Source organism: Chitinophaga varians (assembly GCF_012641275.1).
GTDB lineage: Bacteria > Bacteroidota > Bacteroidia > Chitinophagales > Chitinophagaceae > Chitinophaga > Chitinophaga varians_A.
On the sequence record NZ_JABAIA010000003.1, the window covers coordinates 1,636,499 to 1,652,515 of the forward strand.

General features: G+C 50.4%; 8 protein-coding genes and 2 tRNA genes. 2 read left to right on the forward strand and 8 right to left on the reverse strand.

Annotation, left to right across the window (positions count from 1 at the left end):
* Window positions 1–8: 8 nt before the first annotated feature.
* The 5 genes from HGH92_RS29350 to HGH92_RS29370 form a co-directional block, all read right to left on the reverse strand.
* Complete coding sequence (locus HGH92_RS29350; RefSeq protein ID WP_168874365.1) at window positions 9–3,125, reverse strand: SusC/RagA family TonB-linked outer membrane protein; 3,117 nt, start codon at window positions 3,123–3,125, stop codon at window positions 9–11.
* A gap of 219 nt (window positions 3,126–3,344) precedes the next feature.
* The gene (locus tag HGH92_RS29355) at window positions 3,345–7,415 is read right to left on the reverse strand and encodes a two-component regulator propeller domain-containing protein (RefSeq protein WP_247655072.1); all 4,071 of its coding nucleotides are present in this window, start codon (window positions 7,413–7,415) and stop codon (window positions 3,345–3,347) included.
* A 192-nt stretch (window positions 7,416–7,607) separates the two neighbouring features.
* Window positions 7,608–7,681 (reverse strand) — tRNA-Arg (locus HGH92_RS29360).
* Window positions 7,682–7,824: 143 nt separating this feature from the next.
* Window positions 7,825–7,898: transfer RNA gene (locus HGH92_RS29365), tRNA-Arg, on the reverse strand.
* Window positions 7,899–8,053: 155 nt separating this feature from the next.
* Window positions 8,054–9,034 (reverse strand): NAD-dependent epimerase/dehydratase family protein, encoded by a 981-nt coding sequence (locus HGH92_RS29370; protein ID WP_168874366.1) that lies wholly within the window; start codon window positions 9,032–9,034, stop codon window positions 8,054–8,056.
* A 103-nt stretch (window positions 9,035–9,137) separates the two neighbouring features.
* Here HGH92_RS29370 and HGH92_RS29375 point away from each other — a divergent pair, with 103 nt between their 5' ends.
* Window positions 9,138–10,091: a helix-turn-helix transcriptional regulator gene (locus HGH92_RS29375; RefSeq protein ID WP_168874367.1), complete on the forward strand. Its 954-nt coding sequence runs from the start codon at window positions 9,138–9,140 to the stop codon at window positions 10,089–10,091.
* Window positions 10,092–10,242: 151 nt separating this feature from the next.
* Complete coding sequence (locus HGH92_RS29380) at window positions 10,243–10,689, forward strand: hypothetical protein (RefSeq protein ID WP_168874368.1); 447 nt, start codon at window positions 10,243–10,245, stop codon at window positions 10,687–10,689.
* On the opposite strand, the gene HGH92_RS29385 is transcribed toward HGH92_RS29380, so the two are convergent.
* From HGH92_RS29385 to HGH92_RS29395, 3 genes are read right to left on the reverse strand one after another with little or no spacing between them, the layout of a single operon-like run.
* Window positions 10,686–11,306 (reverse strand): alpha-ketoglutarate-dependent dioxygenase AlkB family protein, encoded by a 621-nt coding sequence (locus tag HGH92_RS29385; RefSeq protein ID WP_168874369.1) that lies wholly within the window; start codon window positions 11,304–11,306, stop codon window positions 10,686–10,688. The genes HGH92_RS29380 and HGH92_RS29385 overlap by 4 nt on opposite strands.
* A gap of 6 nt (window positions 11,307–11,312) precedes the next feature.
* The gene (locus HGH92_RS29390) at window positions 11,313–14,519 is read right to left on the reverse strand and encodes an error-prone DNA polymerase (protein ID WP_168874370.1); all 3,207 of its coding nucleotides are present in this window, start codon (window positions 14,517–14,519) and stop codon (window positions 11,313–11,315) included.
* A gap of 11 nt (window positions 14,520–14,530) precedes the next feature.
* The gene (locus HGH92_RS29395) at window positions 14,531–16,012 is read right to left on the reverse strand and encodes a Y-family DNA polymerase (RefSeq protein WP_247655073.1); all 1,482 of its coding nucleotides are present in this window, start codon (window positions 16,010–16,012) and stop codon (window positions 14,531–14,533) included.
* Between the last annotated feature and the right edge of the window lie 5 nt (window positions 16,013–16,017).

The window sequence follows — 16,017 nt, forward strand, 5'->3', positions numbered from 1 at the left end:
TTTGTGTTTTACAACTTAACATTTACACCAAGGTTCACGATGCGCTGTTGCGGATAGAACTGTCCGCTGCTGCTGAAGCCTTCCGGATCGTAATCTTTTACCTGGGTGATGGTGAAAAGGTTAAAGGCATTGGCATAGATGCGAAGACCCGCGATCTTCGCGCGTGACAAAGCCGCTGACTGGATGGTATAACCCAGGGAGATGTTTTTCAGGCGAAGGAAAGAAGCGTTGTTCAGCCAGAATGTGTTGGGACGAAGGCCGCCGTTAACAGAAGAGGAAGCACGTTCATCCACCCGGGGATAAGAACCGTTGGGATTGGACGGGCTCCAGCGGTTATCGGCCCAGCTGCTGTAAAAGTTACCAATGGTGCCGGATTCAGGAAGCACATATTGGCTGACATGTGTTTGTCCGGCAAACAATACTGACAGGTCAAAGCCTTTGTAATCGGCAGCCAGATTGATACCGTAAGTGATTTCAGGAATGTTGCCATACTTTGTCCTTACCATGTCATCCGCGGTGATTTGTTTATCACCATTGTAATCCTGGTAAATCAGGTCACCCAGCTTAGCATTGGGCAGATGCGGATATTTGGCCAGGTCGTCTGCCGTTCTGAAAATGCCGATAGCATTGTACAACAGATAAGTGTTCATAGGGCCACCGGTTTCCCGTTGGTAGGGCAAAGTGCCCACTGCTTCGTCCTTGAAGATGATTTTATTTTTGGCATAGGTTACGTTACCCGAAACATTATAGTGGAAGCCGCCGGTAGTGTTATCATATCCGAGCGTAGCTTCGATACCCTGGCTGTTTACCTTACCGATATTTTCTGCCGGCACCAGCGGGTTGTTTTTATCATATGGGTTCACGATACCGGAAGTCTGCGTCAGCGAAGTTCGCGGCGTCAGTATTTTGGTACGGTGCTGTTGGAAGTAAATAAATTCCAGGGAGAAGTGGTCCAGGAAGGTGGCGTTCAGCCCCAGGTCCATCTTTTTTGCCACTTCCCAGGTGATATTGGGATTGGCCAGCTTCACGAGATCGATACCACTTTGAATTTGTCCGTTGATCACATACTGGTTATAGAAAGAATAGTTGTCGAAATACTGGAACAATCCTACGTTATCATTGCCCAACGTACCATACGATCCACGGAACTTCAGGTTGTTAATGAATTTCACCGGTTCAAACCAGGACTCTTTCGATACTACCCAGCCGGCAGACACGGAAGGAAAGAACCCATATTGGTTTCCTTTCGGGAAAGTAGAAGAACCATCTACACGGGCCTGTACTTCCAGCAGGTATTTTTCCAGGTAGTTGTAGGCGATTCTGCCGAAGTAACTTTTTCTGGTAAAATTGTAGCTGCTGCCAAAATTACTCCTGTCTGTGGCGGCAGCACCCCCTTGCGACAGTTCCGGTGTGAGCGGTGTAGGGAAATTGATACGGCCGGCGCTCAGCGTATCTACCATGTTTCTGCTCTGTTCATAACCAATCAACGCATTAACATCGTGCGCGCCAAAACGGCGGGCATAGTTCAGTTTAATGTTGGTGGTCAGCAAAGACATATTCCGCTGTTGCTCCATCAGCGACGCTTTGCCATTGGAGCCGCCCACGATCTTAGGCACATAGGTATTGGAGGCTGCGTCGTATGTGTATTCTTTATAAGGAGTGGAGAATGCCTTGGCAAAGTTCCACGCTTTGTCGGCCGAGAGGAAACCATCGAGTGACAGGCCTTCCACACCCGGGATAGCATACGATCCTTTCAGGATGCCGTTGAAAACCTGGACAGGGTTGCGGGAAAGGCCGCCGATATCAGTTACCTGCATCACCGGGTTGTTGTTTTCGATACCGGTAGTAGGCAGGCCATTGGGATACCTGTCCAATACTGTCGGGTAAGCCCGGTAGATACCGCGGAAAATATCTCCTGCCGAAGTGGTGGGATACTGGCGGTCTTCCTGTCGGCCGGACAGGTACAGGCTTACTTTCAGGCGTTTGGTGACATCGGCGTCAATGTTTGACCGGAAATTGTACTGGTTGTATTTGGTGGCGCCGTTTTTATATAGCCCATTTTGCCCGATCATGCCCAGGGAAACATAATACCGTACGTTTTCCCCGCCGCCGTTCACAGAAAGGCTATGCTGGTTCTGGGTGGTTGTTTTTCGCAGGGTGGCCTTTTGCCAGTCGGTATTCGGATAGTTGACCGGGTCTGAGCCGTCTTTGAACTTTTGCAGTTGTTCTTCTGTGTAAAACTGGTTCATGCCGCCGGCGGTATTATTATAGTACCGGATTTCATTCATGATTTGGGCATAGGTATAGGCATCTGCCATTTTAGGCAGCCTGGTGGGAGATGAAAAACCCTGGTTAAAGCTGTAGTTAATGACAGGCTTTCCGGTTTTACCTCTCTTGGTAGTGATGAGCATCACGCCATTGGCGGCCCGGCTGCCATATACGGCGGCGGAGGCGTCTTTCAGTACCGAGATGCTTTCAATATCGTTTGGGTCCAGCCGTTCGAGGCCGCCGATTTGTCCGGGCACACCGTCCACAACAATCAGTACGTCGTTGTTGCCGGTGGTGGCCAGTCCGCGGATGGTAACGGTAGAGCCGTCGTAGCCTGGTTCACCGGAGCGGTTGTTGGCAATTACCCCGGAGAAGCGGCCGGTCAGGGCATTGGACACGTTGGGCTGCGGGCTTTGTACAATGTCTGCGCCCTTTACCACAGAAATAGAGCCGGTGAGGGTGGCTTTCTTCTGGGTACCATATCCTACGACCACCACCTCATTTACTGATTTACTCAGGGCGGTGAGCACGATCCGCAGGGGGGCCCCTCCTTTCACAGCTACCCGCTGCTCGTTATATGACATATGATTAAATAACAAGGTATCTCCGATGGCTGCGCTGACGCTGAATTTTCCATCGCCATCGGTGAGCGCTCCCCCTGTTTTGTTTTTTATCCGGATGGTTACCCCGGGAACAGGACTGTTGTCGGCAGACACAGTCCCTGTTACAACGGTCTGCTGTGCCTGAGCACTGCCGGCCAATAATATTAATAACAGAAAAAGTAAAGGTGTAAGAATAGGTTGGCTCCGTAAAGGGACAAATAGTTCACGGTCCGTTCCGGATGGAATTTTTTTCATAACGCTTTATTTAAATGAGTGATCGGAATGCTGGCGAATTATAATTCTGGTTGATTGGACTGTTTTACTTCAGCCGCTGTGCCCTCGCAATGTACTATGCTGAGCACAGACCATAGAGGGGGTAAATCATTAAAAAACGGGGGTAAAATCGTAAAATATCATAGGGGGCATTTTATGCCCCCTATGCCCTAAGTGAGTACAGTGGCGGAGAAGAGGGAATTATAACTCTTCCTGGCTTTCCGTGATGTTGAAGTCGCGGTTAAAGGAATGCCGGTATTTTTTGACGTAGCTGGAAGGATTCATCCCGAACAGTTTGACGAACTGTTCACGAAAATATTTAATATCTCCGATGCCTACCTGGACAGCCGCCTGGGTAATAGTATAGTTTTCCCTGAGCAGCAAAACGGCTGCTTTCCGGAGCCGGATGGACCGGATAAAGGAATTAATGGTCTGGCCGGAAATGGATTTTACTTTCTTGTATAAGCTCGAGTGGCTCATGCCTATTTCCAAGGTGAACTTCTTAATGGAAAAGGTCTCGTCTTCCAGGTTGGCTTCTATGATCTCGATACAGCGTTTGAGGAAGTCCTGGTATTCGGCTGGCACCCTGATGTTGCTGCTCCGGAGGGTGATCCGGTCAAAGAAGTATTGCTGTAGCAGGTTCCTGTTCTTGATGATGTTGTTCACCTTGGCCATCAGCAGGTCTTTGTCGAACGGCTTGGTAATATAATCGTCGGCGCCGCCTTCCAGTCCTTTGAGGCGGGTATCGGCGGCAGATGATCCGGTAAGCAGGATCACGGGGATATGGCTGATGGTGTCTGTCTGTTTGATCTTAGTACATAACTCTACGCCGTCCATTCCTTCCATCTGGATGTCACTGATCACCAGGTCGGGCATGTATTTCTGTACTGCCGAAAAGCCACTGAGGCCGTTGTCCGCTTCATAGACCACAAATTTATCCTTAAACAGCTGCTGGAGGTATTGCCTGATTTCATTGTGGTCATCGATGAGGAGGATAGATTTTTTTTCCGTGATGGTGGTAGTCGGCACATCGGCCTCCTGGATGTCTGTCGTTGCGTCCTGTGCTTCCAGACTGGCATCTGCGTTCAGCTCTTTCAGAAAGGCGGATTGATATCCGGCGCCTTCCAGTAACGGTGTGCCGGCAAAATGTGCGTCCCCTTTTTTGAGACAAAGCCGGAAGGCAGTGCCTTCATTTACCTTGCTCTCGTAGCTGACACTTCCATGATGTTTTTCTATAAAGTGTTTTACCAGGTAAAGGCCAATACCGAAACCAGTCTGTAGTGACTCTTTGCGGTCCTGCGCCCGCTGGAACTTTTCGAAGATGCGGTTGCCCACGCTGTCTTCAATACCGCAGCCACTGTCCTTGATCACAACGGTTACGGTGTCAGCATCAGTACTTACTTCAAAGATAATGGTGCCATTGTCGGGGGTAAACTTAAAGGCATTGGAGAGCAGGTTAAAGATGGCAATTTCCAGTTTTTCACTATCGCCATATATCTCTACCTCGGACGGCTGGGCATGAAAAGCATATTGAATATTTTTAACTTTTGCCTGTTGGGAGAAGCAGCTGTATACTTCATGGCACAGGTTCACGATATCCAGCCGGGCAATTTTCAGCTGGTCACCTTCCTGGTCGGCCTTGCGGAACAGCAGGAGCTGATCTACCAGGCTAAGCAGGCGCCGGGCATTACGGTATACGATGCCAAGGTCTTTGTCGGCTTTTTGCTGCAGCAGCTCTTTCAGCGGGTTGATGATCAGGGTGAGCGGTGTCCGGAACTCATGGGAAACATTGGTGAAGAAGGACAGCTTCTTTTCATTCAGTTCCTTTTCCTTCTCTTTTTCGAGATAGGCGAGTTTGATTTCATACTTCAGCCGTTCTTCCCTTGCCCGGTACCGGATATACAGATAGATGGCGCCCACCGTGGTGGTGAGGTAGAGCAGATAAGCCCACCAGGTGCGGTACCAGGGCGGCAATACGATGAGGGAGACAGTGCGTATTTCCGGGCCCCAGTATCCATCGGCATTACTGGCTTTTATCTCGAAGGTATAATGTCCTTCCTGCAGGTGGGTGTAGTTTGCTGTCCGGGTTTGACCGACATAGTTCCAATTGTTGTCCCAGCCCCGTAGCCGGTAGGCGTAACTGATTTTATCGGGCAGCGTGTATTCCAGTGCTACAAAATCGAAGGCAATGGTGGCTTTGTCGTAGGGCACGGTGATTTCCCGTACTTCCTTTTCCGGTGTTCTGCCGGACACGTAGTTATCCGACTCAGTCACCGGCGCGTTGTTGATACTGATGTTTGTGAGCCATACCGGCGGAATAGCGGTATCTGCATACACGCTGTCAGGATAAAAGATATTAAACCCTTTGATACCGCCAAACGCGAGTTCGCCTGAGCGCAATGCCAGTGCGGCGTTAAAGCTAAACTGATTGCTCTGGAGACCGTCCGACGCGTAGAAGTTGCGGAACGTTTTCTTTACCGGATCAAATTTGCAAAGCCCGTTGAAGGTGCTGATCCAGATATTGCCTTTGTTGTCTTCCAGCATACGGAGGATGGAATTGCTGGGCAATCCTTCAGTCATGGTATAACGCGTGTAGGCACCGGTTTGCCGGTTAAAGCGCAACAAGCCGCCGCCATCGGTCCCCACCCAGAAGTTACCGCTTTTATCATGGCAGATGGACCGTACGGTATAGCCGATATTAAAGCGCTGATGTTTCAGGTGATGTTTGTCTACCCTGATAAGCGAAGAATAATTCCCTCCCCATAGCTGGCCTTCACGGTCTTCTGCCAGGCACTGCATGTTTACCAGGCTGCTGTCGAAAAGCGTGAACCGGTTTTCCGCCGGATTAAACCGGTACAGCGTACCATTGTTGGTGGTACTGGCCCATAGTTGTTGTTGCCGGTCTTCATATACCAGCCATACATTATTTTCAGCACTGCGGGTATACGGATTAAAACAGGTGTAATGTTCAAACTTCCCGGTAGCGGTACTGTAGCGGTTTACCCCGCCAAACCACGTCGATATCCATAGATCGTGATGCGCATCATGAATAATAGATGTAATAAAGTTACTGCTGATGCCTTGCGGCTGACGCACATCATGGCTGTAAGCCGTAATGGCGCCGGTTTCCCGGTTCAAGTGTTTCAATCCTGCTCCATCGGTACCTATCCAGATATTTTTAGCATCTTCTTCACAAAAGGAAAAAATAAAATTATCGACGGCCCTGGCATCAGGATTCCGGTTCAGCACATTCAGCTCGAAAGGGTTGCGACGGGCCTCCAGGATATTAATACCGCCCCGCAGGGTGCCTATCCATTTGCGGCCTTCCCGGTCTTCATAAAAAGAATACACGGCATTGCTGCTCAGCTGTGAGCGGCTGCCTGGGCTGGTAAACGGGCGTGCAGGAGCATCCGTACCATTCATCAGGTAAAGACCGTTGCCGTCAGAAGCACACCAGGTGGTCCCTTCCCTGTCGGTATACAGGTGTACGATCTTGCTGTTTTCGGGCAGGGCGTTACCGGAAAATTTCCCGGTGGCGGGAATATAGCGGAATACGCCGGCATCCGTGCCCAGCAACAGATTGCCGGCCTGGTCGAGATTGAGGCAATTGGCACGGGGAATGTCCCTGCTTACCACAGACAAGGTATGTTGCGCAATGTCATATCTGCATAAACCAATATCCTGTACAAATATCCAGGCGTATTTACCGGTGAACTTTATCCCGGTCACCTCGTAATCGGTGATGGTCTTTGCATCGTTATGAACAGGAATTTGCAGGCCATCATAGCGGTTATTATCAAATACGAGCAACCCGTTTTTTTCCGTACCCACTAAGATGAGACCATTTTCATCCGACTTAATGATATGTATATTTTCGTTGGCCTTGCGAAGCGTCCGGCCATTCGCCGGTTTATACACCGGCATAAAGAATTTTTCCGTAGCGGGATTGAAAACACTCACCCCCCTCCTGCCGCCCACCCAAAGCCGGTGGCGGTTGTCATCTGCCAGGGTGTACACGCCATTGTCGGCCAGCGAGGTACTGTCGCCTACTTTATTGCGGTATACCTTGAACTTATAACCGTCATACCTGCTTAGCCCATCATAGGTGCCAAACCACATAAACCCTTTGTGGTCCTGGTATACAGAGGTAACAGCGTTGTTGGACAATCCGTCTTCAATGCCCAGATACCTGATAGGATAACCGATGGCGGATGCAGCAGTGGCGACTACCATCAGCAATAAAACAAAGCAACATGACCTCTCAATGCACATAGGCTCATTTTAAAGGCTGTAAATCTATTGAAAAAGATAAACTTTTCGGGAGAAGGGCTATTACTTTAATGCAGGAGCAGGCGTATCAATGATGTTCGGGAAGACACAGAATGTGAGAATGTTTTTTATTATGATGACATAAAACAATAAAGGGCTGCACTATTGCAACCCTTTATTTTCATCGATAGTTTGTGACCGCGTCTGGATTCAAACCAGAAACCTTTTGATTCGTAGTCAAATGCTCTATTCAGTTGAGCTACGCAGCCGTTTCCCTTTCGGTATTGCAAAGATAAAACATTTATTTTATCTTAACAAATTATTTTTCAACTCTTTACATCTGTCACTTTTTAACAGTATATTTTTTTGAGCTAAAAAAAACTGCAAAACGTATTGCAGCATTTTTTTGTTGTGACCCTGTCAGGATTCAAACCTGAAACCTTCTGATCCGTAGTCAGATGCTCTATTCAGTTGAGCTACAAGGCCATTTCCCCGTTTGGGATTGCAAATGTAGGATTAGTTTTTATTTAAACAAATTTTTTTGAAAAATTTTTTCAAGACACTACCGTCAACCACTATACGTTTTCGTTATCATACCCGTTAAAACAGCCATCAGAAAAGATATCAGCTGTTTTATTTTTTCATACCGGATAAGGACCTTCCGTAAAAACAGTGTTGTGATAGCCTTTTGAACCGACCAATCGTGCCAGCGGACTGAATACGTCCTGCCCATTTTCCAGCGCTTCCAATACCCTGCCGAAGTCATACTCCGGCTTCCACCCCAGGTCCTTCCTGGCCTTTGCGTTGTCATACACCCGGTCTATCACCGGCTGCATCTTCCATTGCAGGCGAGCATACAGGCCTTCAAACGCCGGGAAATAACGGCTTACCACCGCGGGCGCGTCCTGCTGCAACGCCGGCATATCTTCTACAGTAAACGGCGTGGTTGCGCTGATCACATAACGATCAAAGCCAATAGCCGTTGCATTTTCCGCGGCCAGCAAATGTGCCGTCACTACATCGGCCAGGTCTACCCTGCCAAACAACAGTTCATTTACTTTCAGGTTCGTATCATCATAAGCCTCTCGTTTACTGCGGTCATCATCGATCTCCGGGAAAAACCGCGACGTCCGCAACACGATACAGGGCAACCCCTGCTTGCGGTAAAACAACCGGCAGAGGTCTTCCGCGGCCACCTTGGTGATGCCATAAATATTTTTCGGCATAGGCGCCAACGCCGGCGTAACCCATACCGCTGGTCCACCCGGCACCGGCGCCATCGCCTCGCCAAACACACTGGTGGTGCTGGTAAAAACGAAACGCCCCACTCCCGCCGCCACCGCCGCTTCCAGCAGGCGCAATGTGCCGGTGATATTGGTATCAATGAACTGTTGCACGGAATGAGTGACCACATGTGGCTTATGCAATGTGGCCGCATGAAACACCACTGCCACGTCCTTCATACATGCCCGCACAAAATCAGTATCAGTGATGGAACCCACATGTGTCGTAAAAACGCCGGCGATCTGATCGATGCCAATCACCTCATACCGCAGGCCCTGCAGGCTGCGCACCAGTGCTTCCCCCAGATGGCCGGAACTGCCAGTAACTAAAACACGCATATCATTTAAAGATTTTATCATTCTAAAATTTGGTCATCAAAGATAGCAGGAACAGCCGGTGACGGATATTGATTTACGAAGTAAAAATACTGATCTTTGCAGTATGCCATACACGATCGGCGGAAACGCCTATAAAGAGATTGCAGCCAGAAGGTTTTCCGACGGCCGCCGCTTCGATCATTTCGAGCACAGCACCTTTGCCTTACCGTATGTACGGCACCAGGTACAGCATTCCTTTAACCAGGACTTTGGCATTATACAGTTCAGGGCCGACTTTGAACGGGACATTACAGTACAACAAGTAAAAGGAGATATTCCTCACGTAAGCCTTCATTTTCAGCTCAAAGGCTGTTCCCGCGCCGACTTCAAAGGGCTTGCCCCACAACCGCTGCAGGCAGGGGAATTTAACGTATATGCCTCCGATAATTTTCTGTCAGACCTTCACTTCAACGCCCAGCAAGGCTTTGAATACCTTGCTATTACCTTCCGGCAGTCTTTTCTGCAGACCGTGTTGTCACAGTTTACTGTTCCTCCGGGGGATATTGTCCGGCAACTGGCATCCGGCGCTACTTTCGCACTGTCTCCCACGGCCATGCGCGTTACACCGGAGATACAGCTTGCATTGCGGTCATTGGTAAACCCTCCGGTGTCCGACAACCTGTTGCCGCTATATCGCCACAACAAGGTAACAGAAATCATCACATTGCTGTTTTCCGATCTTTATCCGGAACCTCGTCCGGCTTTTCAGCAGGAGATGAAAGACATTTATCATTATATCCTTGCTCACTTTGCCGATATTCAGTCCCTCGCGGACGTGGCCCGGCATTTTTCCTTAACGGAATACCAGATCAAACAACAGTTACGGCTGCAATATGGCACCACCTTTTATGAGCTGGTACAGGAACGTAAAATGGCGCATGCGCTGCAACTGCTGCAGCAAACCGATATGCATGTCAATGAAATAGCCTGGCAGATGGGTTATAGCAACGCCAGTAATTTCATCCAGGCGTTTAAAAGGAGGTTTGGCACTACTCCCCGGAACCTCAAACAGCTTTGATTATAACTGACGCTTTGATTAGCGGAGATGACCAGGTGGATTTTTAAAAATTGCCTGCGAATGTTGACCCACAGTAAGCGAATAATAAACAACTGTTGTTTGTTTATGTCGATGACCGACTTTTGTGCCCATTAAAACCACCCTTCTGCTGATGAAGAAAATATTTATCCTGATGGCCTTTGTGATGCTGTTTTGCGCCTGGAAAGCCACTGCGCAGGAAGCCCGCACCCCGCTGCTCTATGAAGGCACCATCGATGGCAAGTTGGCCATTACCCTGTATCTGGTCTCTGTACCGCGCGAGTGTGGAGGAGATCCTTATTACCAGTGCATTTACCGTTACAATAAAAACAAAGACAATGAATGGCTGTCATTGAATGTGGAGTACAACCAGCAAAATCAGTTCATCATGGTGGAGCACCGGTTTTCCGGCGTAATGATACTGCAAAAAAATATCGACGGTTTTTCCGGCATCTGGATTCACCCTAACGGCACAACGCAGAAAAAGGTAATACTCAGGAAAACACATCTTCCGAAAACAGACATCAAAAAGTACGAGGACTACATGGACAAAACCTTCTACAACACGGACGACTGTTAAGGAATATACGGGGGCGCCGTAGTATTGCCTACTTTCCGGAAAGTAAGGTTGATCCTGGCTTTCATGGGTTTGGCGGACTTCGCGATGCGGTGCTCCCAATACCTTTGCAGGTCGCCTTTCATCAGTAACAGGGAGCCATGTTGTAGCTTGATCGAATAACGCCGGCGGTGATCGTCTTTACTGCGGAAATCAAAGTTACGTTCCTCTCCCAGGCTGATGGAAGCGATTTCTGTTTTTAATCCCGGTACCGTGTCCTTGTCCGAGTGCCAGGCCACCGAGTCATTGTTATCCCGGTAATAATTCAGCAAAACGCCATCGAACACGATGCCGGTGTGCGCTTCCACTTTCGCCTTCAGCGCCAGCAGCGCGGGAGGCCAGGGCAGCACCGGACGCTGGTCGCCGCTTCGTATAGGTTCACTGCCAAACCAGGCAGACAGCCGCGGCGTGAGCACTTCCTTTTCATACATCATCACTTTGCTTTGTTGCCAGGGAACGGTGCTGAGCAATTGTTCCAGCAACTGATCACTTTCTTCCCTGCTCAGAAAGGCGGGATGGTATGTTATCAAATCCTCCGGCAGCATCAGCTGGCTGCCATCATCAAATAATTTCAGTTGCATGATTCTCTATTTAAAATTCCTGCCTTTCGGGAAAAGCTCTGCCTGTATCATTTTAGGCGCAGGCTTTTTAGCGGCGGCAGGCACATTATCACTATAAGGCGCATTCATCAGGTGCTCTTCGTCCGTAGGCAATGACAGCTGGTTCAGCAGCGCATTGCAGTTATAGCACTTTTTAATGACGACATGTGTCACACTCCCTTCCCGCTGCAATTTTCCTTCCACCATCAGCAGCCGGGACGTTACAATTTCTTTTCTGAAGCGTTCAAAAATTTTGGCAAAAGCCACCAGGTTGGCGCTGCCGGTTTCATCTTCGATGGTAATAAAACAGATGCCGCTGGCCGTTCCCGGCCGTTGGCGTACCAATACCAGTCCGGCCACACGCAAAGGCGTTCCGTCCGGCCACTGGTCCAGCTCCCTGATGGACAGTACATTTTGTTTGAACAACTGCCGGCGTACAAAACTTACCGGGTGGGCTTTGAGGGATAAAGCCATGGCCGCGTAATCCTGTACCACATGTTCGGAAGGAGTCATCAATGGCAACCGCACCGGCGCTTCACTGGCGCTTTCCGAAGGCTGGCCTTCAAAGAGCGCATGCGGACGGTCTGCCAAAGCAGACACCTCCCATAAGGCCCTGCGACGGTCCATTTTCATGGAACGGAAAGCATCAGCGTCTGCGAGCCGCTCCAGCGTGCTTAAAGTCACGCCGGCATCCATGATGGAATGTATATTTACATAAGGCGCTGTCCGCGCTGCTATCAACCGTTCCATCTCTCCCTGGCCGAGTCCCTTTACCTGCCGGAATCCCAGTCTCAGCGCATGATACTCCCCTGCCTTTTCTTCCAGTGTATTATCCCAATATGAATGGTTCACATCTACCGGACGCACGACAACCTTATGGTTACGGGCATCCGTCACTATTTGTGCCGGTGCATAGAAGCCCATCGGCTGGCTGTTCAACAGGGCACAGGCGAATACATCCGGGAAATAACATTTGATCCAGCAGGAAACATATACCAGCAAAGCAAAACTGGCAGCATGACTTTCAGGGAAACCATAAGAACCGAAGCCTTCCAGTTGTTTGAATATACGTTCGGCGAATTCCTGCTGGTAGCCTTTTTTCACCATGCCGCTGACCAGCTTCTCCCGCCATTTTGCAATTTGTCCGTGTGCCTTGAAAGTGGCCATGCTGCGGCGAAGGCCGTCTGCTTCCGCAGCCGTGAAATTTGCGGCCACCATGGCTATTTCCATAGCTTGCTCCTGAAACAGAGGCACACCTTTGGTCCGGCTGAGAATTGCCTTCAATTCTTCAGAAGGATAGTCTTCCGGTTCTTCACCGTTTCGCCTGCGCAGATAAGGATGTACCATGTCGCCCTGAATAGGCCCGGGCCTTACAATAGCTACTTCAATTACCAGGTCATAAAATTTACGGGGCTTCAATCTCGGTAACATCGACATCTGCGCACGGCTCTCAATCTGAAAAACGCCAATGGTATCAGCGCGACAAATCATGTCGTACACCTTTTTTTTCTGTGGAATATTGGCCAAAGTACAATGATACCCATAATGCTGTTTGATTAAGTCAAACGCTTTGCGGATACAGGTCAGCATGCCCAGTGCCAGCACATCCACTTTCAGGAAGCCCAGCGCTTCAATATCATCCTTGTTCCATTCAATATTGGTGCGGCCTTCCATCCTGGCGTTGAGGATAGGGCAAAGATCAGACAGCTGATGCTGCGTGATCACAAATCCGCCTGTATGTTGCCCCAGCTGCCGCGGGAAACCAATATACTGCTCTGTCAGTTCCAGCACTTTCATCAGCACCGGGTCTTTCGCTTTAAACCCTTCGCTGGTGGCCGTATTGCCTTCCATCCATTCCTCCGTGAATTCATAGCCCGATTTGGCCAGATGGTCCACCGCGTCCATAGACAAGCCCATGGCCTTTCCCACGTCACGCACGGCGCCTTTCCAGTGTACCTGTGTAACGGTGGCCACAATGCCTGCCCTGTCGCGCCCGTATTTGGCGTAGACATATTGAATCACTTCTTCGCGACGCTCATGCTCAAAGTCCACATCTATGTCCGGTGCTTCATCTCTGGCATCTGACATAAAGCGGGCAAACAACAGGTTGACCGTCTGAGGGTTAATAGAAGTAATACCGAGGCAGTAACACACCACTGAGTTGGCCGCAGATCCGCGCCCCTGGCATAAAATATCCTGACTTCTCGCGAAGCGCACCAGGTCATATACTGTCAGAAAATACGCCGCATAGTTTTTCCGGGCCATAAAAGAAAGCTCTTCCCGGATCGTGTGCTCCACCTTCTGCGGAACACCATCCGGGAACCGTTCTGTTGCGCCCTGCCAGGTCAGCATCTCCAGCTCTTCCTGTGGCGTCCGGCCTTCTGTGGTTATTTCTTCCGGGTAAACATATTCAAGGCTGTCCAGCGAAAACCGGCAGGCAGTCGCTATTTCCTGCGCACAGGCCAATGCCTGCGGATAACGGCGGAACAAACGCCGCATCTCCGCGATCGGTTTCAGGTAACGCTCCGCATTCTGGTACAGCCGAAACCCTGCATTATGAATGGTGCATTTTTCCCGGACGCAGGTCACAACGTCCTGCAACTCCCGTCGTTCCGGCGCGTGGTAGTACACGTCGTTTGTGGCCACCATCGAGATATGCAGCTCTTCACAGTACTGTGCGATACGGTACAGTTTCTTACCATCATCTCCCCGATAAGACCAGCATGCCGCCATGTACAATTCCGATTTGAAATGCTGCCGGTATTCCCTGGCGGCCCTTTTAAAATCAACATCAAAATCAAATTCGCCATTTAATACAGGGGGCGGTATCATCACGAATTTGATACCTTCCGCATATTGGTAGACATCTTTTTTATAAAGCTCACATTTGCCTTTCTCCGTACGAAGGTTACCGGTAGATAACAGGGCTGACAAACGGCCATAGGCGGCCCTGTCAGTCGGATAAGCCAATAAGGGCGGACCGTCCTGCAAGTCCAGCCGGCAGGCAGGAATGATCCGTATATTTTTTCCTCTTGCCGCTGCATGTGCCCGCACAATACCAGCCAGCGTATTATGATCGGTAATAGCGATGGCCGTATAACCCAGGCTGGCGGCCTGTTCCACCAGCTCTTCCGGATGAGAGGCCCCCCGCAAAAAACTAAAGTTCGTTGTGATTTGTAATTCCGTATATCCCATACCGTTACTGTTCACGCAAAGTATCCGTGTATAAACCATTCCGGCTTATGTTCCCCATAATGCCCGGAGCGAAACAACCAATACCTGCCTCCTTCTTCATCTTCCACCTGGTAATAATCCCTTTGTAATCCTTTTTCAATCCACCATTCGCGTTCTATCCTTTCCGGCCCGTCGGCCTTTACCACTTTATGGATTTTACCTTTATGGATAAAAAGCATCGGCGGATAGTCCGGGATTGGTGCAGACACTTCGATGCGCACTGGTGCGCCCAGCAGGCTTACCGGCCGTACCAGATGTTCCGGCCATGCCACTGTTGCCGCCTCCTGCACATCGTTTGTTTGCCTGATGGAACGTTCCGGCCAGTGGTGTTCTTCCGGCAGGTAACGGTGAATGGCAGCAGTGCCGATACGGCTCTCCAGCCGGTCCAGCAGTTTGGTCACCGCATCTTTTTTGCCGCAGGTGTCCAGGTCCCACAGCCGTTCCTGTTGCGTTGTCAAACCCTCCACCACCGGCGCTTCCATGACAAACAGCTCAATGCCCAGGTTCGGCTCGATCGTATCTATTTTTAATTCAAACAACCGGAACAGGTGTTCCAGGTTGCGCACGGGGCTGTTGGTGCCGATCTCCACCTGTTGCAGCCCGCCATCTGTGCGGTAACACAGAAGCCTTGCCTTACGCAGCCCTTTTTCTTCCTGCTGCAACCGTTGACAAATTGCTTCCAGCAGTTTCCGGATGGCGACTTCAATTCCCGGGGCGGTACGTATCGGGTCGAAGCAGGGAAGCCGCTCCACATAAGGATCGGGAGGCTGTACCGGCACCAGTGGTTCCGGTATGGTGCCCAGTACTTTGCCGAGGCGTTCCAGTACCGGTACACCGAAGCGCCGCCGCAATACGGCCGGGGGCATGTCCATAAACAGCCCGATCTGTGTAAGTCCTAATTTCCGCAGGCGGTCTGTTATAGCCTGTTCCAGCCGCAGCGCTTCCGGCGGCAGGTCCCGCATTACAGCGGCCTGGCCACCCGGCGCAATCACCGGATGTGTAGTGCCATAGCGGGCCACCGCCCAGGCCGCCGCCATGGTGTCTGCAATGGCCGCACGCACATGATAGCCGCCGGCCTGCAGCCTGGTGACGATATTTTCAAAGTAGGCATCCTCTCCTCCCCACAAATGCGTACAGCCACTGATGTCCAGTACAAGGCCGTCAGGCCCGTCTATCCCCGTGACGGGCGTAAAACGGTAACACCAGATGGCCAGGGATACGAGCAGTTTATCCTGGGAAGGATCTTCATCATAATATAACAGGTCCGGATATACGGCCCTGGCATCTGCCAGCACTGTTCCCGGCAGAATGCCCAGCTGGCCGGCCTCCCGGCTGACAGACCGGATAACGGTCCTGCCCCGCTCCGGCGCCACCAATACAAAAGGCTGCTGCCGGAGCCCCGGATAACGCAGCGCCAGCCGGTCGGCCGCCAGATGACGAAACCAGACTGCCATGTAAC

What these genes read in the sequence shown, in the direction of transcription:
- HGH92_RS29350 (WP_168874365.1), bottom strand. Translation starts at nt 3,125, where the DNA reads ATGAAAAAAATTCCATCCGGAACGGACCGTGAACTATTTGTCCCTTTA.
- HGH92_RS29355 (WP_247655072.1), bottom strand. Translation starts at nt 7,415, where the DNA reads ATGTGCATTGAGAGGTCATGTTGCTTTGTTTTATTGCTGATGGTAGTC.
- HGH92_RS29370 (WP_168874366.1), bottom strand. Translation starts at nt 9,034, where the DNA reads ATGCGTGTTTTAGTTACTGGCAGTTCCGGCCATCTGGGGGAAGCACTG.
- HGH92_RS29375 (WP_168874367.1), top strand. Translation starts at nt 9,138, where the DNA reads ATGCCATACACGATCGGCGGAAACGCCTATAAAGAGATTGCAGCCAGA.
- HGH92_RS29380 (WP_168874368.1), top strand. Translation starts at nt 10,243, where the DNA reads ATGAAGAAAATATTTATCCTGATGGCCTTTGTGATGCTGTTTTGCGCC.
- HGH92_RS29385 (WP_168874369.1), bottom strand. Translation starts at nt 11,306, where the DNA reads ATGCAACTGAAATTATTTGATGATGGCAGCCAGCTGATGCTGCCGGAG.
- HGH92_RS29390 (WP_168874370.1), bottom strand. Translation starts at nt 14,519, where the DNA reads ATGGGATATACGGAATTACAAATCACAACGAACTTTAGTTTTTTGCGG.
- HGH92_RS29395 (WP_247655073.1), bottom strand. Translation starts at nt 16,012, where the DNA reads ATGGCAGTCTGGTTTCGTCATCTGGCGGCCGACCGGCTGGCGCTGCGT.